We start from the raw sequence: 23,255 nt of genomic DNA, 5'->3' as shown, positions 1-23,255 counted from the left end.
CAATGTTTTTCATTATAAAGACCTTCAATAAATGATGTTTAATAATTATTACTATTCAATATTCGTCGAGAAATATGAGAATATTTTTTGATTCTGAGCTTTTGTGGAGGCAACATGTCTACTAAATAATTTCATTGCATCATTAACTTTATCCTTATTTTGAATGCTACTAATTGCAGCCGGTTTTAACGCATCGCAATAAGGTATCGTTGCTTCAACTATTGGCATCCAATAATTAATTCCATCTATATAAGAAACGCCACTACTAAATGACAGAGCAAATTTATTCGGTACAGGTCTATCAACAATAACCTCAATACTGCTGGCAATTGCTCCTAAAAGGAGGAGTATTGACCCACGCTCTCGGAGGAATTTTAATTCTTCTTTTTCAATTTCCTTTAATCCTATTGTCTGATCATTTTGTTTTAATAATGACTTAAATTTCTCAATTGAACGTAATAATGAATAAACAAACACTATATGTTTCGCACTAGTAGAGTCATTAAATATCTCATTATATTTCAGATCATCTTCCCATAATGCAGATTTTTTATTATAAGCATCAGTTGGATTTCCATGAAAGGAGGCTAATGATTGAGCCACTGCATCAGATGGCATTAAATTTGTAGGCCTTCGAATGATATCTTGCGAGCTACCTCTCCTTCCACCATTATATTCAGTATTAGGAATTTCTTTAAATTCATCGCGTAACCTTTTTTGGATCCTATCATGGCTACGAAAATCAGATGGTTTAATTTTATTTTGAGTATTATTATATTCAATAATTTTCATCAAAATGTCTTGATTTGTACAATGAACAAAACGAGTTGGAACTAATACATTCGCATCTGGGGAAGTATCCAATGATCCTATTGATCCAGAGGTTTGTGCTCCGTTTAAGATTGACACACCGGATATCTGCATCTGATGATTGGATAAAATTGTATAATTATTCACAAGTGCAGTAATTCCATTATTATAAATAAAAAAATTTTCGGGATCAGAAATTGCCGTAAATTTAATATTGCTATTTATATTTTTATCACTATTTCTGCTGCCTAAATAATCCCGAATGTTCGCTGAAAATAAATCCGTTTTATGTTTTTGATATAATTCAAATAGAATTTTAGCAGGAATAGCTGTGATATAACTTTTCCAAGATTCTGTATTAATTTCATAACCACCCTTAATATCAATTAATAGATTGTCATTAACTAGAATGGGTGTATTTAGTGCATGATACCATTCTTCAAGAGTATTAATGCCAATCTCTAATGAAATAACCTGAACATCGTTTTCTAAAAAATATTGATCTAAAAGAGATTTTGCGGTTCTCTCAACATTCTTTAACTCGGATTTTATTTGATCTGATTCATTACAATTATGTACATACCATATGTAAAAATATTTAATATGATTATTTATAATAGCAGTTTTTAAGCTTCTAGTTGCCGGGATTAATCGTTCTGGCAATTCGGCTTCATTTGAAGATAATATCCAAGAAACTGCACCATTCAAATCAGTGGCTTTATTTCCAGGTGCACTATGAGAGCCATAATTCTGACCTTCATAGGATTGTGCGATTATTGCCGTTTTATTTTCTATATTAATATATACCATATCGCATTTCCTATCATCAGGTCCATCTGTTAAACATTCAGCAGCTACTGAGTCAATATCCTCTATTTGATATTTTATTTGCAATGCAAATAATAGACGGGAATTATTAGTATAATTGCGAATTAGATCATGGTTCTCTCGATATGCAGCTTCAGAAGGAAATATATTAGCCATATAAATCCTTAAGAGATTATGTAACTTATAGTTATCTATATCAAAATATTTTGAAATATGTCGGAGTATTTACCTTACTTTCCAATTATAGATTAAGATAACATACCTTTCTTTCTGTAGGCAGACAACTCCATCAAACTAACCTACCATCCAACCCATAGAACAACCATTTTATACATAGAACGATAATTCTCTCTATCGAATGATTCCTGAGTTCAATACCTTTGCCGGTAACAAAATCCTCCAATGGCTTCTGATGAATCCTGATTCCAGGTTTCATATCAATGAGCTGGCCCGGGAACTGGGCATCTCTCCATCAACAGTATTGCGATATGCCAATGTATTCCAGAAGGCCGGGATTGTAACCATAGAGAAAATCGGAACCGCCCACCAGATCATCCTCAGGAACGAAAAGCCAGTTGTAAAGGAATTGAAAAAGTGTGCCATACTCTTTATGCTGATTGAATACGGTATCGAAGAGATAGCCAGAGATAGAACAGATCGTACCGAGGATAGTATAGATCGTACCGGGGAGATGTCTGAAGAGACCACCGGAAGAAAAGAAACAAATGTTGTAGCAGAGACTGCTGAATCCACCTATGCAGTATCAGGTCACAAGGGCTTTCCGGGATCTCCGAATATACTATCGGTTGCACTGTACGGGAGTGCTGCATCAGGCACCTTCAATGATAAGAGTGATCTGGATATCCTGATCATTGGTGAAGCCGACCAGGTGGATAAGGATAAGATCCTCAGTATTCAGGAGAAAATTGGAAAACCAATACAGCTCACCGTCATTCCCTGGCACAGATTTGAAAGGAAGAAGAAAGAAGGCGACCCTTTTGTAAAAAGCGTTCTTGAAAACCACATACTTCTCTTTGGGGCAGAGTTATGAAATTTGAGGAGTGCCTCGCAAAAGGGCTGATCAGGAAGGATGAATCGGCGAAAGGGAGGGTGATCACATCCATCGAGTCATCAAGGCGATTGCGAAATTTACCGGGTAAATGTGTCCAAGGGAGGAATAATGACATGAAAAGGAAAAACGTAATAGCGGGTAGATATTATTTATATTGTGGGTTGGTGACTAATTAGTGGGTCGCTCGAAAAAAAACACTGGATTCTTTGTAAGGAAAACCAATTGCCAAAAAGCTAAAGAATATCTTAAAAAACTTCACCTTGATACAAATAGAGTTCAAAACTCAGCTTTTTCTAATAATCCACTCGTAAACAATTACCTTCAGACAGCCTCAAATGATCTTAAAGCAGCTCAAGCAGTTTTTTTGGTTGAGATATACCCTCAGGCCATTTTTAATCTCCAACAATCAATTGAAAAAACAACAAAAGCATATGCACTTTTCAATGGATATATTGATGAGGAAGCATCCCGCTTACTTTCCCATGATCTTACATGTATTTTTGATATAATTCATACAACGGCTCTTGAACATTGGAATACACACAACAATTATTTTATTGAAAATAGTAAACAAAATCTATACTATTTTGCAGGACATGAAGATAATTTGAGAAAAACCATCGAAGATTTAGAGTTTTTTCGATTGGAATTAATGCGTCAAAAAGAGGTGACAAAGAAATATTCGTTGTCAATTGAAGAAATAAATGAGTATCTGACTGTACTTGATCAGTGTGTTATTGATTGGAACGTTGTTTTAAGATCAGCAAAAGATGCAATGCCCGGATTCAAAGAGTTTATGAAACAGTATTTCGCCTTAATTTCAAGTCCAGAGAAGATGAAGGATTTTATTATACAAAATACAAAAAATGAAATGATCAATAATATAATATGCACATCTGAACATCCTGATAACAACGATCGAATATTGACAGATATAGATAATTTTACTCAAGGTTTTCAGGATCTGAGTGATTTTGAACAGGAACAAATGAAATATATAGCTCAAAAAAAAATACCTGAGGTTTTTTTATCCGGTTTAGCTTTGAATATGCTCGATCAAGCTCTTATAATACGTCTTTTAAACCTGACAATTCCAATTTCCAGACATGCAACCCTTAGTAGGTATCCAAAAAATGGGGGATCATTTAATCCAAATGATTTCTATTCTGTCGAAAATCCATTAATTACATTATTCCCACAAATTGCACATCACACAGAATTGACAATCCGATATTTGGAAACTTTTCTCGAAGAAATGAGCGAATTTCAAAAGAATGGTTCATTACAATTTGATGATATCGCATGATTATTGTCAATTACGAATCAATTAATGCCCTCCATTTAATTGGATAAAATGACTGATATAATTGGTTTACTTCATCCGAAAAGAATATAGTTGGTCGTAAACCATTTAAAAGGCGGATTTCCTGATTGCGATATGAAAAAACCTCAACCTGTTTTTTCGACAATAGATAATTACCACTAATTGTCTCTCTTTTTTCTCCATGATAATGCAAAATATAAGTTAAAAGATCTGGGTTTAATTTTTGTAAGATTGGACTTATCGGATTTTTAGTATTGAATTGGTTTATCAGTGAATAGAGGTGAAATCCGATTTCAGTTTCAGTCATCTTTTCCTGTAGGGCAATGAGATGATTAATATGTGATCTTTCACACAATATGTTAGTTTTTATATTAATATATGAATGCACATACAAAGGAAGGATTAGCCAGCTAATATATTGTTCAAATGGTTCAAGCATATCAGGATTTAGAATAGATCCATTTGTGGCAATGGCAACAGTTAGATTATTCGTCCATGCATTTTTACAGAACTCAAGTAAGTTTGGATGATACGCAGGATCACTTCCTGAAAAAATTATTCTTCTGTAACCCATTTTTTTAATTTTTTTAACTAATTGAAAAACCTCGTCTTTTTCTGCAATATTTTTTTTATTTATGTCGTTTGTTCTACAGAAGGTCGATTGATGCGAATTTGATGATATTATTGATACTTCTGCAACATGAGAGGAATAAAGACAACCATATCCAGGATGCATAATAAGACCTATAAAGTATTTTTATGTGATAAAAATAGTTGATTTATTCTTTGTATTTACCACTCATATAGTCCACCTCTTCCAAGATACTGCTGTTCATTTACATATGCAGAAACTCCAAAACTGAGGACATCATCTAAAGAATGCTTCCGAATTATCTGCCCATCATCAGTTTTTACATGTCCTGAAGGAGTGAGCATAAAGTATGAGCTTTCGATCATATGAGCAGATTCAAAAACCGGCTTATGGCCATCATGAAGGAAAATTGATTTATGCTTATCGATAAAAAATTGAAACTCTTCATCTTTTATCGAGAGATCGGCGACTGCATCATCATTCTCTCCTTGAATATGAAGCATCTGAAGAACCTTCCAGCGATCCGGGTACGTTCGTTGGATAAAATCTGTCATATCATCCTTCCATGAAAGTGCAGTGACGGTGGTATTAATCTTCAGTTTGATGCCCTGTTCCTTGATAGCATCTGAAATAGCTATACAATGACTGACATGGTTTCCATTACCTCTTCCAAGTTTTTTCTCTGTTTGTTCTGATGCAGAATCGACTGAAAGAGCTATCCAGTCGATATTGTCTCTTTGATTTTGAATCATGTTAGCATTCAGCCGTGATCCATTCGTTGTGATAGATACTGTCATTCCGAGGTCTTTCGCAAAATGGCAGTAATCAAACAGATGGGGATGAAGAAGTGGTTCACCCCCTGCAAAATTGATCTTCTCCATGCCAGCATCAGCTAGTCTGGTTAGAATCCGGCAACCCTCAGCATAATTTACTGGTTTTTCACCAAGATTCTGTGCAAAACAGAACCTGCATGAGTAATTACATGCAGAAATCAGGTGCCAGTTCACTGACCGAATAGCAGATGGTTGTGCCATATAATAGGGTATGAGTGATTTGTATATCCAAATTATTGGAAATTGTTTCTCTATAATGGAAACATTAAATTTGATAGGGCTCGAATATTTCAATGATATCATGCATCTTCATATTATCAGCGCTGGTGAGAGCATTCATGGAACATTTCCTACAGCATTAAAGAATCTTGAACGAATCACTCATGTTGCTGTTGTAGTTGAGAAGGACATCTATTCAGAAAAAATTGATGATTCTTTATATCTTAAAAAAACAAAGCCAAAAATCCAGGAATCTATCAGCAAGGTCAAAGTCCAGTGTAAAACCATCGCTGTTACATTCTCTGAGGTCAAAATTGAGGATACTTCCCTAATATCCGTTCGGAATGCAATTCTAGAGTTAATCACCCATTATAATCCCGAAAATTTGCGTCTTTCGTTTAACCTGAGTGGAGGAACAAAGCAACTTTCTCTCTCCCTATTTGTCATGGCTATTTGGCTGGATGGCGAGGTATATCTCACACCTGAAGAAGAGAGTATCAAACACTTTTCTATACCGAAAATGTATCTCAGAGATATCAGAAAAAATCCAAATTATGTGCAAGCTCTGGTAATTCTTGGAGATTATATGGGTCTAAAAATGAATACAAATAACAAGAATAAATGGATGCCTGGAAAAGCCTTTGCTAAAGAGATGATATCAACATACACAACGATCAGATTTAAAGACGATAAAAAACAAGAGAGAACTCCGCATCGTGGAACAATCACAAAGATTCTCAGCCCATTGATAGAGTGGGAACTTGTTGAAGAACGCCAGCGTCCGAATAATAAAAGAGAGAAAGAATATCGTCTTACGCAGGATGGAATATTCGCATTGTCAATACTTTGCTCAGAAGGTCGGTCACTGCCCATCACAAATGTTGATAATTAGGGAAACAATTTCCAATTTTTACTATATCTTTTCACTGCGAGGTATGTTTACAAACATTAGGAGGTATGACATGACCAAGAAGTCACCAATGACATCTGGTGCGGCCAGACGAATTCAGTCGGCAGCAGATCGCAGTGGGACAAATCAGGGCTTTAAATCCCGTTCAACGTCCTCAGCGGCAAAAAAGGGGAAGTAATTTCCCCTATATCTCTTCTTTTTAATTGATGCTATTCATGATTGGAATTTTTTTTAGTCAAACAATGGCAATATAGGGATATTTACCCCAATAATCCATCTAACTTTCTCTCACAAATCCTCCTCACATCAGCTGCCGCACATCTAGGGCAGAGTTTTATATATAAATAACATTAATTCTAAAATAATTGTTATTGACAATTACTCGCTGTTTAATATCAGGAGTATTAGAAAATACACAAATTATAATTAATGAATAAAATGTCAAAGAAGAACTCCAAGAATAGAAAAGATTGGCTCACTACAGCTTTTTTATTAATACTGTTCTTTAGTTTATTATACACCATCCATTATATTCATTTTAATCAATCTACTGAACAGCTTGACTCTTACTTTTCTATTCAATATGACAATCAAATTCATCCAATTGGTGAGCGTGAAATATCCTTTATTTTGAACAAAACCGACACTATTGATAATGATACCGAAAAGTTAGAGGCAATAGCAGAATGGGTATCCCAAAATTTTACCTACTTCCTTTTTGAAGAGAAGTACTTCAATCCAAATTATACAACAAAATATTTGGACTATCCAATTAATCGTTATTTATACGATTCATATGGTAAAATACGGCCAGAAGTGCATTCATTTATCTCTCTAGTTTTTTGCATACCCAGTAAATATGCGAATAATCCACAATGGATTGCTTATTATAAAATGGGTGGTTGTGGAGAACTTGCAGTTTTATTTGAAGATGTCGCGAATAAATCAGGTTATAATACAAGACCCATAAGAGCTACATTAACTGAAAATAATCATGCCTGGGTAGAGGTTGAAGTAGATGCTCAATGGTATTTTTTTGATCCAACTAATTATTATATTTACCATATAATGAAAGTAGAGGGATATAACAATACATGGTTTGGAAAACCTGAGCAGTATTCCATTTTTTCTGCAAATCAAATCCGTAGTATTGTTGATGCTAACACTAGAGAAAAGGTAATCGAACGTTACCCGCAACTCAAAAAAGAGACGAGAATAATTATCAAATCTATCAATCAGAAGAAATTTGAGGGGATATCGATTCCAAATTCAACCGAGATCATCAAACTAGTAAACAAACAATCTTCCTAAAAACAAAAATGGACCGAGCGGGAATTGAACCCGCGGCCTCTACCATGCCAAGGTAGCGATCTACCCCTGATCTATCGGCCCAACGATATAAGCCAGGTGACACCCATTTTGCCCAGCGACAAAATGCTCACTGACCTTATACTATTCGCAGGAGTCGCATAAATAGATTGTTTATTGGATGTATAGGGAATGTGTATTGGATGTAAAATTGGATACCAACGTACCCGCCATTCAGCGGCGGCACTCGCCCATCCTCCGACACTCCCCCGCCCTTCGCATCTCTTCCATCCCTTGCATCTCACTCATCCTTCGCACTTCTTTCGTCCTTCGCATTTCCCCTGTCCATCACTTCTCTTCCGTCGCTCCTATCTCTTCCCCGCTTCACATCCCTTCCCTGCTCCGCATCTCCTCTGCCGCCCGCCGCCGCGATTCCTCGGTGCTGACGGTGGCGGTGGCAACCGGGCGGCCGGCCCTGATGAGCTCCACAAGAAGGGGGGCCGCCCCGGCGGGTGGTGTCTGGGTGTGGGGGAGGACGCGGCGGCCGGCCCGGGAATTGCCCAGGTGGCTTCCGGCCGGGCTGCTCTCTCCTATGCCTCTGCCGCCGGCCGGGCCGCTGTCTTCCTCGCCCCGGCCATCGAGCCGCCAGATCTGCTTTCGTCCGCTCCTTCGGCCGCGTTTGGCGATAGGTGTGCCGTCTTTTTCGACGATGTCCGCCGAGAAGTCGATGACGGGTGCATTGGCGATGGCGCCGCCGACCCCGAAGGAATCGACGATATCGCGGAGGGCGGCGATGTCGGCTGCCGTGACCCCGCCGGAGAGGAAGATCTTCACATCCTGGTATCCGTGAGTGTCGAGCTCCCATCTGACTTCGCCGATGATGGAGCGGATATCGCCCCGGCGTGACCGGGGGGTGTCGAGCCGGACCGCCGAGCAGCCGATCCGGGCGGCGGCAAGGGCCTCGGCCTTCTCATCTGAGAGCGTATCGCAGAGCATGATCCGGGGCACATCGGGATCCGCATACTCCGCATATGCCGCCCACGCCGATTCAGGGCTATCAAAGGAGAGGACATAGGCGTGGGGCATCGTCCCTGCAAGCGGAATCCCGGCGGGGGCGGCCGTATTGCTTACTCCGGCAACACCCCCGATCCAGGCAGCCCGCTCGATCATGGGGGCGATCGCCGGGTGCTGCCGCCGGGAGCCGAACGAGAAGACGGGCCGCCCGGCTGCCACTGAGACGATATGGGCGGCGGCAGTCGCAATCCCAGAGGCATGGCAGAGGAAGCCGAGGAGCGCCGTCTCAAAACGGGCGATATCTAGGTAGTAGCCCTCGATCACCATCACCGGCTCGCCTTCATAGAAGATCGACCCCTCGGGAAGAGCCGACACAGAAACCGGCTTTCCGGAAAAGAGTTCCATCACCGAATCAAGCCCCGCCAGAATGCCAAAGCCGAGCGGAAGCGACGCAACCGAGACCTCAATCACAACAGACGGGTTCAAACCCGCCTTCTCAAGCACCGCCTCGCAGCGGGGGAAGTAGATATCGGTACATCCGCCGCTCTGTATCAGATCTGGATCAAGACTCCCAAACCGGCTCATGAAAGTATAGATGAACGTGAATCGATAGAAAGATTGCGAAGAGTGATGGATGCATCCCCCATAAGGATGCGTCCCGGACGAAAGAGCGGGATGGTCGAACGGTCATCGGCCATCCCGGCAGTAGAATCAAGAAGCAGGCAGATGAGGATTGAGATAAAAAGAAGACCTGATTCTTTTATGATGAGTTGGGATAATGTCCATATCAGCGAGGGGAGACCATGAATGAAGGGGGGAGACAATGAGTGAAGGGGGGAGACCGTGAGTGAAGAAGAGATACAGAACGAAGATGCGATATTTACCCGTCAGCTAGAGCTCTTCGTCTCCTCCTCAACCGAAAAGGGAATTGAGCTTCTGGTCATCGGTGACGTGATCGCCGGACTTCCCGACAGACGGAGATTTCTTGATGTTGGTGCAGGAGGAGGAGATCTCACCGTCCCGATATCCCAGCTCTTTGGGGAGACCGTTGTTGTCGAGCCAAACCCCCTTCAGGCAAGGGCATTCCGGCGGCGGCACCCTGAGTTTACCGTCGTCGAAGCGGGATGGGAATCAGTAGATCAGGAGAAAGATCTGGGAGGAAACGTATTTGACCTCATCCTTTGCTCCCATGTCCTCTATTACATACCAACAGGAGATTGGGATACGCTCGTATACCGGATGTACAAGCTCCTCTCACCCGGCGGGTGCCTGGCGATCGTGCTGCAATCTCCCCTTGGGGAAGTGGCTGATTTTTTCAACCGGTTCACCCGCTATGATGTAGCGATCCTGGAACTTGCAGGAGACCTGATCTCACAGTACGGAGACGACAAAATCGGTCTGCAGTACTTCCAGAACCAGATCATCACAGACAGCCTTGAGGAGATGACCGAGATCGGCCTCTTCCTGCTGATTGATCCGAAATTCAGGGAACAAAGCAGACAAATTGCCCGGTACTTTCAGGAACACCATCAGATCGGGGAGAGTTATCGTCTGAAGCAGGATGAGATACTGCTCACCGTCTGGAGAAGGGAGTAAGTATCTGGGTGGGCTATTGGCCAACCACCACCCAACTACCAATGAACTACTTATCACTACTAAATTAGTAGTTTACTATAGCGATTCGCAGGCGAGTATAGATCTCCCTCATCATCAACGAGACCACAAGAACAAATATGCTCACGCTCGTGGAAAGAGGATTTATTCTGAAAGAGAATAATGGTCTCTAGAAATATCTGCTGGCGTGCACCTTCCACAAGGTGTTCTATTAAAATCTCTATCAAAGGAGACAAGTCTCAAATTCGATTCAAGTGACGCAGTATATTGATAAGCATCATCAAAGTCGAGATGATACATCTCCATTGCTTCAACAAGAGAATTCATCTGAGAAGGTTTTAAAGCGATAATGAAAACCGAACCATTGATTACCAAATCCGAAATAAAATCACAGAATACCGGGATACTTCCAAGTCTTCCAAGAATAACTCCGATGGAATGAAGTGAAAAATCAGTTATACAAAGCATCTCAGATGGAACTGATAAAAGAAAATCCTTAACTTCATGAGCATGCTCTCGATCAAGAAGTAATTCGAGCCAGATATTTGTATCCAGAAGATACATCATTCACTTCGCCAGGATAAGGACTGTTCCTGAAGCTCAAGAGCGGTATACGTACTACGATATCGCCTGAGAGCTCCGGCCCACGAAAGGCGAAGCGGTTTCCCCTCTCCGGTTTTCTGTTTTCGAAGGAGCAAAGCAATAAAATCCTTTACCTCTTTTTTATTATCCGGCGAGAGTTCCTGTATAAGCTCTTCAATTTCTGTCATATGATGTTCAATTCCTGAATATATTACTACATGAAGTCACTTGCCACTTCCAAATGACATACTTCTGAATTGTATGTATTGGTTATTATCACAAGAATGTTTCCCTTATCCCTGTGTACTCTATCCGATCATCACCGCCCCAACTACTAACAACTACTAATCACTACCAAATTAGTAGTTAACTACCCTCACCCAAACCGAGAGAGCCAGCGCAAATACCAATAAATACTAATTACCACTAAATTAGTAGTTGGCAGGAAGAGCACACAATGAAAAAACTTCAAAAACCTCCTCCGGAGAGTGCTTCGCCATCATCCCGAAATGCCGCAGCCATCGACGGGGATGAGGAACTCCAGAACGAGGTGGCCGAATATAACCGCAGGTACCTCTCCTGGGACGAATTAATTCACAGGGTGCCAGATCAGAAGAGAAGAGAGCTCATCTGGCACCTGATGAAGGCTCACCGGAGACTTCAGTACGAGACGATCCCGTACCCTCCGATCCCGCTCATCTACTCCCTCACTCCCGAGATCGCAAAGAACCTGCATACCTATGACCGGTACCTCTCCGACACACTCAGGATCAATAAGAGGGAGATCCGTCTTGAAAAATCCTATATCATCAATTCGATGATGGAAGAGGCGATCGCATCAAGCATCCTTGAAGGAGCCGTGACGACCCGGAAGAAGGCTCAGGAGCTGTTGATCTCAAAGAGAAAGCCAAAAAGCACCGATGAGCAGATGGTGATCAATAACTTCCAGGCGATGCAGTATATCCTTCAACAGAAGGATGAGCCTATCTCCCGCGAGATGATCTGCGACATTCAGGAGATCGTCACCAACAAAACCATCAATGAAAAGGAGGTCGGAGTATTCCGGGACAACAACGAGATCGTCGTTGCCGATGCCGCAACCGGAGAGATCCAGCATACACCCCCCGACCACCAGAAGATCGAAGAGATGATCGCAGCCTTCTGCCGGTTTGCAAATGAGGATGAGGACGAATCAGGAAAAACAGCCATTACCTCCATCCACCCGATCATCAAGGGGATCATCCTCCACTATCTCATCGGGTATATCCACCCGTTTGCAGATGGCAACGGGAGGACCGCGAGAACCGTCTTCTATTGGTATCTCCTCTCAAGGGGGTACTGGCTCTTTGAATATATGGCGATCTCACGGGCCATCCAGAGATCAAAAAAGCGCTACTCACTCGCCTATCTGCATACCAGATACGATGAGATGGATCTGACCTACTTCATCAACTACAATATATCCTGCATCAATGAAGCCCTCCAGGATCTGCTCCACTATATTGAAGAGAAGCAGTCAGAACAGAAGAGGGCACGAACCATCAGCCGGAAGGTGCCGGGGATCAATGAGCGGCAGGCAGATATTCTCCGCACCATGATGGAGCAGGCAGACGAATATTTCACCATCCGCCAGATCATGCAGATGCATGCCGTCGTCTACGAGACCGCACGAACAGATCTGCTCACGCTTCATGAGAGAGGATTTATCCGGAAAACGAAGAGAGGAAAGGAATTCGCCTTCATCTTCAATGAGGAGAGCGGCCTTCTGAAAGGAAACGATCAAAGGAATTGATCAAGCATCTGCTGACAGGAGAAAACGGCCCTGAACATAACACTCGACAAAGAGGCTGATGCAGTGTATATGCGGCTGTAGGAAACCCAAAAGCATTCAGACGTATTCAAGAGAGACAGTAACCCCAACCGCTTCTTCACGGCTCAGTCTTCAGAGGAGGGATCCAAAGGATAAGGATCCACATACTTAGCCATCAGGCTGATACCCCCTTCAAGCCCCTGAAAGAAACAGACGCCATTGTATGAAAACGCATCATAGGCAAGGTACCCTATGCCGGAAAAACCACACCTCTCAAATGCCCGGCGTGACCGTGCACTTGTGCAGTCTGTTACCACCTGCCGGTACCCCAGCTCCCCGGCGTGGCGAAGCACCTGCCGAATCAGGGCAGTGGCGATCCCCCGTCCCCGGTATGGTCTGCCGACACCTATCTGGTAGATATGCAGAACAGACCCCTTTTCAACCCCTGATCTCTTCAGGAACATATCTTCAAGTTCATCGATCATCGAGATAGCCTCAGGAAAATGACGGGATAGGGCAGCCATCGGTGCACCATCAGATGTCGGATCGTCGAGGAGGTCAAAACAGAAGATGAACCCTGCGATTCCCCCTGATTCCCCATCCCGTGCAATGAAGCTCAGGCCATTCTCCGCAAGCGCCAGAACATACCCCAGTGCATCCTGATAAGCAGCGATTCTGTCCGGGGCGATCGCACGGGATGTCGGCTCATCATCAAGAAAGACATCCATATAGAGCTGTGTGACCTCATCGATATCAGAACTGGTGAGAAGAGAGTAGATCTTCCTGGGATGAGGTGTATCTGCCTCGAACGTCTCATTCGTCAACGAATCATGCAATCCCTGCTCCATTGCTCTGCCTCCGGTTCATGATCGTTTTAAATATCACATCCATCAGAAGAACGTGGGGTACCTGTCCAATAATGCTGCACCTGTATCACCATTTTGGATCATAATCTGATGAGAGAAAACAAACAGGGGAAAAAGCCCGCCCCGCCAGATGGTGAAGGTGACCAAAACCATCGGCCGCATTGAGCACAGGAGCAAAAAGCCTCCCCTGATAGGAGATTATCGTTCTCTGTATAAGAGGTTATGCATCACCTTCATTACTGCGAAAAGTGAGCATACAACAGTCGGATGAAGGAATTACACACCCTATGGCTGCCTGCCTGTCGGGAAAAGCAGGTAGAGAGCCGCTTCCCTGAGAGTGATTAACCTAATACCCAAAGAGCACCAGAGATCCATCTGCACCATTATGACAATAGGGGGAGGAAAAATATGGCAGCATTTACAGAATGGGCTGATGCACGGATGAAGAAACTCAGCTGGATTGATATGGGGCTCGTGAAGCTCAGCGTCTTTGCCTTTGCGCTCATGATTGCAAAACTCTGGGAGCCGATCCTGAGTCTTGAGTGGTACTGGTATGCGATCATCTTCGTTCTGGCGGCGATTCCCCCGATGATTCGGATCTTCAGGCAGGGATAGGGGCCGGTTAAGTGTAAAGCCCGAGAGATTGAACAGCCCGGCTGGGATGGGAGGAAGAGCGGTGCAGGAAGCAGCAAGACACTCATAGAACCAGCATGGATTCGTATGCACCACCAGAAAGGAGGGGAATTCAGCCTTCTCAGCCGTCGAGAACCTTCTTCATCAGGTATATCTCCAGATCGCAATGCGCCAATGGCCGCCGTCCGCCTATTGTATAGCTGCTGAGAGAGATGCTGTTTATGCTCCTGAATCCGGCTTTCTCATGCAGCATCCGGGATGCCGGGTTGGCGCATTCAGAAAAAGCATACCGAAACCCCCGGCTTGTCGCATCCTGAAGGGCAGCCTGCAACAGCCGGAATGCAATTCCCCGGCCCTTATATTCATGGAGCACGCCGATTGCAGCCACATGCAGGCAGACGCCTTCCCCCTCCCCGAAGAGCTCCTGCATGGGGCGGCTCACCTCTTCCAGCACACCTGCTACAACCGAGATCTTCTCAGCATCCTCACCGGTAAGATCCTGGGGCATCTCCAGTTCCCCTGCGGCAACCGGATCATCACAGGCGATGATGCCGACGGGACGGCTCTCCTTGCTGCGATCCCGGGCAATCCAGCAGAGATCCTGGGAGAGGAGATTCTTCTCTCCGCAATAGAGGTTCTTAGTGATATACTCCATCTGCTCCCGGCTTAAGCCGACGCAATTCCCCAACGGCTCATGCTCATAAAAAATATCAATATAGAATTGTATGTAAGGATCGAAATCAACGCCTGAAAAACGGTCTATTGTGATTCCACTGGCAATCGGATTATGCTCTCTCGTCATCGAATGGTGCTCCTGCTCGTGCCCGTTCAAAAAAAAACAGAGCACACCTGCGCCTTCATATGTTCGCAAGAGACCTGATAAAGCCCTCATCCCCTGATAAACGTCCCCATCCGGTATTCAGTGAGCGCCTGCCTGACCTCATCCTGTGTATTCATCACAATCGGCCCGCCCCAGGCAATCGGCTCCCCGAGAGGAATGCCTGAGAAGAAGAGAAAACGGCATCCTTCATCCAGAGCCTGAACAGAGATCTCCGATCCCCCCTCGCCAAAGAGGATCATCGTCCGGTTCGGATATACATCGCGTGCATCAGGATGGAAGCGTCCGGCACCCCCAAACACATATGCTGCTGCCATATGATCGTCCTTCACCGGATGGGAGAACCGTGATCCCGGCTCAAGCATCACATCAAGGTACTCCGGATCGGCCATCAGGTCGCGGACGGGGCCAGAAACCCCGGCAACCTCCCCACAGATCACCCTGACAGACGCCCCTCCGGGTAAGGCAACCTGAGGAATCTCATCTGCTGCGATCTCCTGGTACCGGGGATTCATCATCTTGTGGCTTTTCGGAAGATTCACCCAGAGCTGGAATCCCCCCATCCGTCCGTTGACCGGTTTTGGCATCTCCTGGTGGATGATCCCTGAACCCGCAGTCATCCACTGGACACCCCCGGCAGGCACATCGCCTGCATGCCCCATGCTGTCGACATGCTCGACCCGCCCTTCCAGCATGTACGTCACCGTCTCGATCCCCCGGTGGGGATGCCAGGGGAAGCCAGCGAGATAATCCGCCGGATCATCGCCCCGGAAATCATCAAACATCAGGAAGGGATCAAAGAGCGGAATCTCAGAGTGTCCGAATGCCCGGTGGAGCCGGACGCCAGCTCCTTCCATCGTCTGGCGGGCAGAGAATGTTCTGGCAACAGATTTTGGATCTCCCATCATTGCATCTCCCATGGGTGATAGATACCGGGAAGAGTGTATAAAGATAATCCAGCAATGATCACACAGCCAGAGACAGAGAGTATACAAAAACCATCTCATTCAATAATCCTGAAGTAAAACACTACTTCAGATGGCAGGATACCTGGGGAAGGAGCAGAGATCATGCTCGGAATAATCGGGGGAACAAGCCTCCTCTTTGCGGACCTCCCACCGCTTGAAGAGAAGGTAATTGCAACACCGTACGGAAAAGCAACCGTCCATTGCGGGGAGATCTGCATGGTGCCTCGCCACCAGAACACCCTTCCGCCACATAAGATCAATCACCGTGCACATATGGCGGCACTGAAGATCATGGGGGTTGACCGGATCGTGGCATTTGGTTCAGTAGGCTCACTGAAGCTGGAGTATCCCCCCGGCTCGATCGTCGTCCCAAAGGACTTCATCAGCTGGGGCGGAATACCGACATTCCATGACACCACCATCACCCACGTGATGCCGGGCTTTGATCAGGATCTGATCATCGGCCTCAGCACAATCCATCCGGACGTTAAAATCGGCGGCACCTACATCCAGACGATAGGGCCGAGGCTTGAGACACATGCAGAGGTACGGGCACTGGCAAAGATTGCAGATATCGTCGGGATGACCGTTGCCAGCGAAGCCACCCTGGCAGCAGAACTGGACATCCAGATAGCTGCCATCTGCACCGTTGACAATTATGCAAACGGGATCGGCGACGATGAAGTCAGCTATGAGACCATCGTTGCTGCTGCAAAAGAGGGAAGTAGAAGAATAAGCATCATCCTTGAAAGGATTGTAAAAGAATTGGGATAAGCATGATACCCTATAACAAACGAACATCAATTCTGATCAAAGGCGCCACCCACAACTGTAGAAAGACGGACATCTTCATCGACGACGGAAAGATCCAGGCAGTTGGTGAGGGTATCAGATCAGAGTTCAAAAGCAGTGCGGACTTTGAGATCGATGCGGGAGGCGATGTCCTCCTGCCGGGTCTTGTGAACACCCACACCCATGCGGCAATGAGCCTGCTCAGAGGATATGCAGATGACATGATCCTCTTTGAATGGCTTTCACAGAAGATCTGGCCGCTTGAGGCACACCTCAATGGGGACGATGTCTACTGGGGCACCCGGCTTGCCTGTCTTGAGATGATCAAATCCGGAACGGTCGCCTTCAATGACATGTACTTCTTCATGGACCGGGCAGCCGATGCCGTCGAAGAAGCAGGAATGCGGGCATGCCTCTCGCATGGCTTCATCGACCTCTTTACAGAAGAGAAGCGTGAAGCCGAGATCAAGGCAACTATCAATCTCCACAACCACATTAAATCCAGAAACAACCCAAAACTCACCTTCGCCACCGGACCCCATGCCCTCTATACCGTCTCGCCCGAGGGGCTCACCTGGTGTGCAGAGTATGCAACGGAAAACGACGCCGGCATCCATATCCACCTCTCAGAGACTCAACAGGAGGTTGACGACTGCGTCAAAAACAACGGCATCACCCCGGCAGCCCACCTTGACAAATACGGCATCCTGACTGAGAGAACCGTTGCCGCCCACTGCTGCTATCTCGATGATTCCGAATGCGAACTGCTTGGAAAGAGAAAGACCGCAGCATCCCACAATCCCGCAAGCAACATGAAGCTCGCAGGCGGAAGAGCAATCCCCTATTCGGCACTGAAGAATGCAGGCGCACCCGTGTGCCTTGGAACCGATGGCTGCGCCTCGAACAACAACCTCGACCTCTTTGAGGAGATGAAGATAGCAGCACTCCTCCAGAAGTTCACAACAGGCGATCCGACCATCCTCCCCGCAGCAGAAGCAATCGATATTGCATCCAGAACCGGTGCAGAAGCGCTCAGAACAGGCGGCGGCACCATCGCACCCGGGTTTGCCGCCGACATCATCCTGGTAGACAGGAACGCAATCTGCCAGGCGCCCTTCCACAACCCGATCTCAAATATCGTCTATGCATGCGGCGGCAATGCTGTCAGATCTGTCATCTGCGACGGCGCCATCCTGATGCATGACCGCGAGATCCCGGGAGAAGACGCAATCCTCGCCGGAGCAGAGGCAGCAGCAACGTCGCTTGTGGCACGGAGAGAGGAAGAGATCAGGAATCAGTCCTGAAATAGATCATAATTCTTTTTTTACAGCAGAAACTGGAGAGAATAGAACGAAACGACAATCTCTCCCACATACGAAGGACAATGTCATTTCTGGCTCTTTTCCCTCATGAGAATCACCCCAGCCAGATAGAGGAAGAGCGATATGAGAGCCATCTGGATAAAAAGGCCTATTGAAAGGGCAATTATGAACCAGATACCATATCCGGTTTCCCCGGCAGTTTCAAAGAGCCCGGCAATCGCATCAAAGAGTATGCCCGGAAGCGGCAGCCGGTCTGCAAAGAGTGGGAGCGGGCCTCCGTCCCGGATTTCAGGGTTAACAAAGAAGGCAAAAAGAAGCGGAATCTGAAGAACAGATCCAATGGAGAGTACAGTCAGGCATATCTTTTGGGGAAGCTGCTCCCAAAAGAGAATATAGGGAAGAAGAAGTGCAGTTACAGAGATCAGTCCATATGATCCGATAATGCCAAGAGTCAGCCCCATATCGGCCGGGCCCTGTGGATACAGCATATCTGCCAGAAGACTGCCGCCAATTGTGCCGAGGAATGCCAGAAGAAGAACGGCCAGGTACACAATCTGTCGGGAACGCATCTGCTCAACCATACCGAAGAGTCGATAGAGCAGAAACGGAGAGAGGAGAATCGCGGCGAGTGCAAAGAGAAGACGATAGGCCATCCCAATCATCACCCCTGACCGAAGAGCCACCGGTATGAGAAGAAGAGCAGTACTGCTCCTGTTGCAAGCGAGACAAAGGCCGCCCGGTCGATTGAAACCGAATGGAACACCCGGATGCCACAGAACGTCAGCAGCACAAAGACGATGATCAGAAGAGCAGTCAGGGGAATATTCGGAATGAGAAGGGCTGCCCAGGCCAGTGGAAACACAATCGCAAGAGTATAGACTGCCGTTTTCATCGTCATCTCAAAGCTTCTTTTCACATCAACAAAGAGCAGGAAGAACTGTTCGATGAGGCTGGTTCCAAGCAGGACAACCGCACCGGTTAGAAGCCCGCCTGCGAGGACAATTGTCAAAGGAAGAAGAAACACAACACCAAAAGCAGCACCACCCTCACAGAGCATCATCAGGAATGATGCGCAGTAGACAAGGATCACAATCCCGAAGTACAGGAGGAGATCGTCCCGCAGGGGTTTTCCTTCAAGCTGCTGAAATGAACGGATGGTTGTGTTGAATATGGTTTTCGATGACATACGAGTACTCCAAAACCACATTCAGGACTTCAGGTAAGATTCAAGCTTCACCATCATCAAGCTCCCAACCATGCCAAGCACGGCACCCACATAAAACACCATCCCTGCAAATCCCGGCTTTGCACCTTCCTCCCATCTCCCGATGAAAATATAAATGACTCCTATGAATAACAGGAAAGACATCGCAACGAGACCATTTATCAGACGCTTACGATCCATGAAACACCTCCAATGTACCCTTATACACGCGAAAAGCCACCATTATTCTCGCCGCCCCTGTGAATCCTTCAATCTCCAGAGCCCGTATATGCAGAAGATCAGGATAAAGCCAACAGTATTTGGTACTATCCCCTCCATCAGCCAGCCTAAATCCAGCTGCAACAGAAACACACCTATCAGGAAGACAGACCAGATGAGATAGCCATAAAAACTGCTCTTCAGTAATGTCTCATTATTGACAGTGCGGCCAAAGATATCCTCTCTCTTCCGATTGAGAATTCCAAAGAACCCGACAATAAAAGGAATCCATCCATAAAGAAGCCAGCTGATAAACGGGGAGGGCGAGACTACCTCATAGGGACCATGAGTCGTAAAGATCGTATTGAAGAGGATCAGAACCAGCACCAGAAATCCAACGAGGAAAACCCCATACAGGAGAGCAACCCTCCTCTCCGGATCCTGTGTCTCCTCTCTTCCATCAACGGGAGCCGCCTGATTGGAATCAGGCATCTGCATCCCTCATAGAGATCATATACTAAAGCCTTGATTTGAACTCTATTATACGTTCTGTCCCAATCATCAAACAGGATATTTCCCTTCGATAATCTCCCGCAGCACCGCAAGCGTCTCCCCTGGCGTTCCCTTCCTCCCGACAAGGAGCACCTCCACCCGCTCGAGGAGCTGCCGATAGTACTGCTGCCGGAGCTGTGCCTTGTACCCGCTCTTTACCAGCAGATGAGGGTTGAAGTAGGAGTGTGTCTCAAGCAGAAACAGCGCCTCTTCGGTGGAGAGACGCCGGACCCCCTCTGCATCCGGTGTCAGCACCAGAAGACGGCGAAGCGTCGTCAGGGGGAAGATCCGGCCTTTTCCAATAGCCCACCTGAGATCCACGACCGCCCGGCCCTCGGCATCATAGTCTGATCGTTCCAGGAGCGGGGCAAACCCGGGCCAGGCAGCGGCGAGATCGGATCGGATATAGAAGTTCTTCTCACTCGAGTACGCCAGAGCCTCCTCACCGAAGATCCGAAAGAAGAACCAGTCATCTGCAATCGCCCGGACCGCTCGATCAAGGAGGAACCCGTATGTCTGGGTTGTCTTCCCCGCACCCGATGTTCCTACAATTGCAAACCCTTCTCCCCGGCGGTCAAGGCAGGCTCCATGGCAGGAGGCGATCCCGTGGCCATCCTCGAGGATATCGCCGGCAAGTGCGAGGGCAATTGATTTGATCCACCCGTAATAGGTCATATTGAAGAGGAACGCAGTCTTTGAGGCGGGATCGTACCGCACAGCATTCTCCGGGAATGCCGCATTATACAGCACAAACAATCGGCCGTGCGATCGGATCGACTGCGATGCAAAGAAGAAATTCTCGGAAAACCGAAGCCTCACATCATTGGAATCCGTGAGCAGCTTGATACAGCAGCCATAGATCTCAGACCGGACTTCATACAGCTTTGAGCGGTCCAGAGCAGTTAACAAAGAATCCTTCTCTGCCGAATCAATCAGAACAATCTCATACCCCATGGTGAGGTAGTTGAGCCCTCAATTGATATGAATCTCCCTCCCGATAAGAAAAATAAACACTACCCACTAAATGTTCGCCAGATAAAATCCCTAAGAGCAGTCAACCACACATGGATGCACAGGAGCTTGGAAACCGGGAGATAGAGAAAGAGATGGTGGGTGAAAGGGACTCCCTAATCCATAGATTTCCGCTCTATGTATGCAGTTTCAACGGAGAGAATCCAGAAGACATGAAATCTATTAGGGTATAGATCCCCTGTCTCCCGCATTACATGGAGTAGGACAGCCTTCAGGCCGTCTCAACCTTCTCGGCATCCTGGAGGCCGAGCTCTTCAACTGCCTGCTGCCGCATCTTGAACTTCTGGATCTTGCCTGAGATGGTCATCGGGAAGCTGTCGACGAACTTGTAGTACCTCGGCACCTTGTAATGGGCGATTTTTCCCTTGCAGAACGCCCGGATATCATCCTCGGTGAGGGTATTGCCGTTCTCCACCTTCACCCAGGCCATCAGCTCCTCGCCGTATTTAATATCAGGCACCCCGATGACATATGCATCGTCAATCTTTGGGTGATGATGAAGAAACTCCTCGATCTCACGGGGATAGATATTCTCGCCGCCCCGGATCACCATCTCCTTCAGACGGCCGACGATCCGGATATAGCCTTCCTCATCCATCACACCGAGATCCCCCGTATGGTTCCAGCCATTCGGATCGATTGTGGAGTGGGTGGCGCTTGGATTATTGTAATAACACTTCATCACCATGTAGCCGCGTGCGCAGATCTCTCCCGGCTCACCACGGGCCACGAGCCGCCGTGTCTGAGGATCGACGATCTTCAGCTCGGTATGGGGCATCACCCGGCCGACGGTCGAGACACGCCGTATCAGCGGATCGTCAACAGTGGACATCGTCACACCGGGCGAGGTCTCGGTCTGGCCATAAACGATGACGATCTCGGACATATGCATCCGTGTATTCACCTCTTTCATCACCTCGATCGGGCAGGGAGAGCCTGCCATGATCCCGGTTCTGAGTGAATCAAGCTTATATGAATCAAAGTCAGGGAGCGAGAGCTCGGCAATGAACATCGTCGGAACACCGTGGAGTGCGGTGCACCGCTCATCCTGGACAGCCTTCAGCACCGCCTCGGCATTGAAGACCGGGGCCGGGAGCACCATCGTTGAGCCGTGAGTCACGCAGGCGAGGTTTGAGAGGACCATCCCGAAGCAATGGTAGAACGGCACCGGGATACAGAGCCGGTCTTTCTCAGAAAACCGCATCCCTTCCCCGATCACAAACCCGTTATTCATGATACTGTGATGGGAGAGGACGACCCCCTTCGGGTACCCCGTCGTTCCCGAGGTATACTGGATATTAATCGGATCATCAAACTCCAGCACCTCTTCCCGCTCACTCAGCTCTCCAGGGGAGATATCCTCTGCCATCTCATGGATCTCCTTCCAGAGGAACATCCCATCCTGCGGAGTATCCCCAAGGAAGATCACATTCTTCAGGTACGGGAAAGTATCCGAATTGATCCGGCCCGGCCGCGATGATGCCGCCTCAGGGCAGGCCTCATAGAACATCCCGATGTAATCTGAGGTCTTGAACTGCCCCTGGATGATCAGGGTCTGCACCTCGGACTGCTTCAGGGCATACTCAAGCTCATAGGTCCGGTATGCCGGGTTGATGTTCACCATGATCGCACCGATCTTGGCTGTTGCGAACTGAACAATCACCCATTCCGCATAATTGAGCGACCAGATCGCCACACGATTCCCGCGCTCCACCCCAAGGGCCATCAGGCCGCGGGCAACGACCTCAACCTCTTCAAGGAATTCATGGTACGTATATCGGAGACCCTGGTGAACTGAGACAAGTGCCTCGTTATCCGGGTATTTTGCCGCGATCTGATTGAGCATTGCGCCAATCGTCTCTCCTCGCAGGGGTATCTCTGACACCCCGCATGTATAGCTGCCTTCCACCATT

General features: G+C 46.6%; 24 protein-coding genes and 1 tRNA gene. 9 read left to right on the top strand and 16 right to left on the bottom strand.

Annotation, left to right across the window (positions count from 1 at the left end; all coding sequences use genetic code 11):
• Positions 1–51 precede the first annotated feature (51 nt).
• Entirely contained in the window at positions 52–1,794 is a 1,743-nt protein-coding gene (locus FTO68_RS02335; protein WP_255331753.1) for an AIPR family protein, read from the bottom strand.
• 202 nt (positions 1,795–1,996) lie between these two features.
• Here FTO68_RS02335 and FTO68_RS02330 point away from each other — a divergent pair, with 202 nt between their 5' ends.
• Complete coding sequence (locus tag FTO68_RS02330; RefSeq protein WP_255331752.1) at positions 1,997–2,689, top strand: nucleotidyltransferase domain-containing protein; 693 nt, start codon at positions 1,997–1,999, stop codon at positions 2,687–2,689.
• A 196-nt stretch (positions 2,690–2,885) separates the two neighbouring features.
• Positions 2,886–4,016 carry a HEPN domain-containing protein gene (locus FTO68_RS02325; protein ID WP_255331751.1) on the top strand — a complete coding sequence of 377 codons (1,131 nt, stop codon included), beginning with the start codon at positions 2,886–2,888 and terminating at the stop codon, positions 4,014–4,016.
• A 10-nt stretch (positions 4,017–4,026) separates the two neighbouring features.
• On the opposite strand, the gene FTO68_RS02320 is transcribed toward FTO68_RS02325, so the two are convergent.
• Positions 4,027–4,770: a radical SAM protein gene (locus FTO68_RS02320; RefSeq protein ID WP_255331750.1), complete on the bottom strand. Its 744-nt coding sequence runs from the start codon at positions 4,768–4,770 to the stop codon at positions 4,027–4,029.
• 56 nt (positions 4,771–4,826) lie between these two features.
• Positions 4,827–5,660, bottom strand: a complete 834-nt coding sequence (locus FTO68_RS02315) for a viperin family antiviral radical SAM protein (RefSeq protein WP_255331749.1) — start codon at positions 5,658–5,660, stop codon at positions 4,827–4,829.
• 100 nt (positions 5,661–5,760) lie between these two features.
• On the opposite strand from FTO68_RS02315, the gene FTO68_RS02310 reads away from it, so the two are divergent.
• Both FTO68_RS02310 and FTO68_RS02305 read left to right on the top strand, forming a co-directional pair.
• Positions 5,761–6,570 (top strand): helix-turn-helix domain-containing protein, encoded by an 810-nt coding sequence (locus FTO68_RS02310; RefSeq protein ID WP_255331748.1) that lies wholly within the window; start codon positions 5,761–5,763, stop codon positions 6,568–6,570.
• 456 nt (positions 6,571–7,026) lie between these two features.
• Positions 7,027–7,899, top strand: coding sequence for a transglutaminase domain-containing protein (locus FTO68_RS02305; RefSeq protein ID WP_255331747.1), 873 nt, complete (start codon positions 7,027–7,029; stop codon positions 7,897–7,899).
• Between the two features lie 9 nt (positions 7,900–7,908).
• Here the strand turns inward: FTO68_RS02305 and FTO68_RS02300 are convergent.
• Positions 7,909–7,980, bottom strand: a tRNA-Ala gene (locus FTO68_RS02300).
• Between the two features lie 300 nt (positions 7,981–8,280).
• On the bottom strand, positions 8,281–9,495 hold the full coding sequence (locus FTO68_RS02295) for a nicotinate phosphoribosyltransferase (protein ID WP_255331746.1): 1,215 nt from the start codon (positions 9,493–9,495) through the stop codon (positions 8,281–8,283).
• A gap of 258 nt (positions 9,496–9,753) precedes the next feature.
• On the opposite strand from FTO68_RS02295, the gene FTO68_RS02290 reads away from it, so the two are divergent.
• Entirely contained in the window at positions 9,754–10,506 is a 753-nt protein-coding gene (locus FTO68_RS02290; protein WP_255331745.1) for a class I SAM-dependent methyltransferase, read from the top strand.
• Between the two features lie 162 nt (positions 10,507–10,668).
• On the opposite strand, the gene FTO68_RS02285 is transcribed toward FTO68_RS02290, so the two are convergent.
• The gene (locus FTO68_RS02285) at positions 10,669–11,091 is read right to left on the bottom strand and encodes a type II toxin-antitoxin system VapC family toxin (RefSeq protein WP_255331744.1); all 423 of its coding nucleotides are present in this window, start codon (positions 11,089–11,091) and stop codon (positions 10,669–10,671) included.
• Positions 11,088–11,294: a DUF2281 domain-containing protein gene (locus FTO68_RS02280; RefSeq protein ID WP_255331743.1), complete on the bottom strand. Its 207-nt coding sequence runs from the start codon at positions 11,292–11,294 to the stop codon at positions 11,088–11,090. Before FTO68_RS02280 ends, FTO68_RS02285 begins: the two co-directional genes overlap by 4 nt.
• Before the next feature lie 269 nt (positions 11,295–11,563).
• Here FTO68_RS02280 and FTO68_RS02275 point away from each other — a divergent pair, with 269 nt between their 5' ends.
• A complete protein-coding gene (locus tag FTO68_RS02275; protein ID WP_255331742.1) occupies positions 11,564–12,898 on the top strand; it encodes a Fic family protein in 1,335 nt (444 codons plus the stop codon).
• A gap of 143 nt (positions 12,899–13,041) precedes the next feature.
• Here the strand turns inward: FTO68_RS02275 and FTO68_RS02270 are convergent, their stop codons facing one another.
• Positions 13,042–13,764, bottom strand: coding sequence for a GNAT family N-acetyltransferase (locus FTO68_RS02270; RefSeq protein ID WP_255331741.1), 723 nt, complete (start codon positions 13,762–13,764; stop codon positions 13,042–13,044).
• Between the two features lie 426 nt (positions 13,765–14,190).
• Between FTO68_RS02270 and FTO68_RS02265 the strand changes: the two genes are divergently transcribed.
• On the top strand, positions 14,191–14,397 hold the full coding sequence (locus FTO68_RS02265) for a hypothetical protein (RefSeq protein WP_255331739.1): 207 nt from the start codon (positions 14,191–14,193) through the stop codon (positions 14,395–14,397).
• A gap of 139 nt (positions 14,398–14,536) precedes the next feature.
• Here FTO68_RS02265 and FTO68_RS02260 read toward each other — a convergent pair whose 3' ends face one another.
• Both FTO68_RS02260 and FTO68_RS02255 read right to left on the bottom strand, forming a co-directional pair.
• Positions 14,537–15,286, bottom strand: coding sequence for a GNAT family N-acetyltransferase (locus tag FTO68_RS02260; protein ID WP_255331738.1), 750 nt, complete (start codon positions 15,284–15,286; stop codon positions 14,537–14,539).
• Between the two features lie 17 nt (positions 15,287–15,303).
• On the bottom strand, positions 15,304–16,173 hold the full coding sequence (locus FTO68_RS02255; protein WP_255331737.1) for a pirin family protein: 870 nt from the start codon (positions 16,171–16,173) through the stop codon (positions 15,304–15,306).
• A 150-nt stretch (positions 16,174–16,323) separates the two neighbouring features.
• Here FTO68_RS02255 and FTO68_RS02250 point away from each other — a divergent pair, with 150 nt between their 5' ends.
• Both FTO68_RS02250 and FTO68_RS02245 read left to right on the top strand, forming a co-directional pair.
• Positions 16,324–16,995, top strand: coding sequence for an MTAP family purine nucleoside phosphorylase (locus FTO68_RS02250; RefSeq protein ID WP_255331736.1), 672 nt, complete (start codon positions 16,324–16,326; stop codon positions 16,993–16,995).
• Positions 16,996–16,997: 2 nt separating this feature from the next.
• Positions 16,998–18,317 (top strand): amidohydrolase, encoded by a 1,320-nt coding sequence (locus FTO68_RS02245; protein WP_255331735.1) that lies wholly within the window; start codon positions 16,998–17,000, stop codon positions 18,315–18,317.
• Positions 18,318–18,400: 83 nt separating this feature from the next.
• Here the strand turns inward: FTO68_RS02245 and FTO68_RS02240 are convergent, their stop codons facing one another.
• The 6 genes from FTO68_RS02240 to FTO68_RS02215 form a co-directional block, all read right to left on the bottom strand.
• Positions 18,401–18,988 (bottom strand): hypothetical protein, encoded by a 588-nt coding sequence (locus FTO68_RS02240; RefSeq protein ID WP_255331734.1) that lies wholly within the window; start codon positions 18,986–18,988, stop codon positions 18,401–18,403.
• Between the two features lie 8 nt (positions 18,989–18,996).
• A complete protein-coding gene (locus FTO68_RS02235) occupies positions 18,997–19,521 on the bottom strand; it encodes a hypothetical protein (protein ID WP_255331733.1) in 525 nt (174 codons plus the stop codon).
• Between the two features lie 21 nt (positions 19,522–19,542).
• Complete coding sequence (locus FTO68_RS02230) at positions 19,543–19,740, bottom strand: hypothetical protein (protein ID WP_255331732.1); 198 nt, start codon at positions 19,738–19,740, stop codon at positions 19,543–19,545.
• A 42-nt stretch (positions 19,741–19,782) separates the two neighbouring features.
• The gene (locus FTO68_RS02225; protein WP_255331731.1) at positions 19,783–20,250 is read right to left on the bottom strand and encodes a hypothetical protein; all 468 of its coding nucleotides are present in this window, start codon (positions 20,248–20,250) and stop codon (positions 19,783–19,785) included.
• A 69-nt stretch (positions 20,251–20,319) separates the two neighbouring features.
• A complete protein-coding gene (locus FTO68_RS02220; RefSeq protein ID WP_255331730.1) occupies positions 20,320–21,264 on the bottom strand; it encodes a phosphoenolpyruvate carboxykinase (ATP) in 945 nt (314 codons plus the stop codon).
• Positions 21,265–21,553: 289 nt separating this feature from the next.
• Positions 21,554–23,254, bottom strand: a complete 1,701-nt coding sequence (locus tag FTO68_RS02215) for an AMP-binding protein (RefSeq protein WP_255331729.1) — start codon at positions 23,252–23,254, stop codon at positions 21,554–21,556.
• Between the last annotated feature and the right edge of the window lies 1 nt (position 23,255).

The sequence above is a fragment of the Methanocalculus taiwanensis genome (assembly GCF_024372745.1).
Lineage (GTDB): Archaea > Halobacteriota > Methanomicrobia > Methanomicrobiales > Methanocorpusculaceae > Methanocalculus > Methanocalculus taiwanensis.
The sequence above is the reverse complement of the archived record's forward strand: the minus strand, read 5'-3'. Positions and strand labels throughout refer to the sequence as shown.

Coding starts and splice junctions, on each gene's coding strand:
- FTO68_RS02270 (WP_255331741.1), bottom strand. CDS start 13,764: ATGGAGCAGGGATTGCATGATTCGTTGACGAATGAGACGTTCGAGGCA.
- FTO68_RS02225 (WP_255331731.1), bottom strand. CDS start 20,250: ATGCCTGATTCCAATCAGGCGGCTCCCGTTGATGGAAGAGAGGAGACA.
- FTO68_RS02240 (WP_255331734.1), bottom strand. CDS start 18,988: ATGGCCTATCGTCTTCTCTTTGCACTCGCCGCGATTCTCCTCTCTCCG.
- FTO68_RS02220 (WP_255331730.1), bottom strand. CDS start 21,264: ATGGGGTATGAGATTGTTCTGATTGATTCGGCAGAGAAGGATTCTTTG.
- FTO68_RS02295 (WP_255331746.1), bottom strand. CDS start 9,495: ATGAGCCGGTTTGGGAGTCTTGATCCAGATCTGATACAGAGCGGCGGA.
- FTO68_RS02330 (WP_255331752.1), top strand. CDS start 1,997: ATGATTCCTGAGTTCAATACCTTTGCCGGTAACAAAATCCTCCAATGG.
- FTO68_RS02265 (WP_255331739.1), top strand. CDS start 14,191: ATGGCAGCATTTACAGAATGGGCTGATGCACGGATGAAGAAACTCAGC.
- FTO68_RS02245 (WP_255331735.1), top strand. CDS start 16,998: ATGATACCCTATAACAAACGAACATCAATTCTGATCAAAGGCGCCACC.
- FTO68_RS02230 (WP_255331732.1), bottom strand. CDS start 19,740: ATGGATCGTAAGCGTCTGATAAATGGTCTCGTTGCGATGTCTTTCCTG.
- FTO68_RS02280 (WP_255331743.1), bottom strand. CDS start 11,294: ATGACAGAAATTGAAGAGCTTATACAGGAACTCTCGCCGGATAATAAA.
- FTO68_RS02215 (WP_255331729.1), bottom strand. CDS start 23,254: ATGGTGGAAGGCAGCTATACATGCGGGGTGTCAGAGATACCCCTGCGA.
- FTO68_RS02305 (WP_255331747.1), top strand. CDS start 7,027: ATGTCAAAGAAGAACTCCAAGAATAGAAAAGATTGGCTCACTACAGCT.
- FTO68_RS02235 (WP_255331733.1), bottom strand. CDS start 19,521: ATGTCATCGAAAACCATATTCAACACAACCATCCGTTCATTTCAGCAG.
- FTO68_RS02250 (WP_255331736.1), top strand. CDS start 16,324: ATGCTCGGAATAATCGGGGGAACAAGCCTCCTCTTTGCGGACCTCCCA.
- FTO68_RS02275 (WP_255331742.1), top strand. CDS start 11,564: ATGAAAAAACTTCAAAAACCTCCTCCGGAGAGTGCTTCGCCATCATCC.
- FTO68_RS02285 (WP_255331744.1), bottom strand. CDS start 11,091: ATGATGTATCTTCTGGATACAAATATCTGGCTCGAATTACTTCTTGAT.
- FTO68_RS02320 (WP_255331750.1), bottom strand. CDS start 4,770: ATGCATCCTGGATATGGTTGTCTTTATTCCTCTCATGTTGCAGAAGTA.
- FTO68_RS02315 (WP_255331749.1), bottom strand. CDS start 5,660: ATGGCACAACCATCTGCTATTCGGTCAGTGAACTGGCACCTGATTTCT.
- FTO68_RS02255 (WP_255331737.1), bottom strand. CDS start 16,173: ATGGGAGATGCAATGATGGGAGATCCAAAATCTGTTGCCAGAACATTC.
- FTO68_RS02310 (WP_255331748.1), top strand. CDS start 5,761: ATGCATCTTCATATTATCAGCGCTGGTGAGAGCATTCATGGAACATTT.
- FTO68_RS02335 (WP_255331753.1), bottom strand. CDS start 1,794: ATGGCTAATATATTTCCTTCTGAAGCTGCATATCGAGAGAACCATGAT.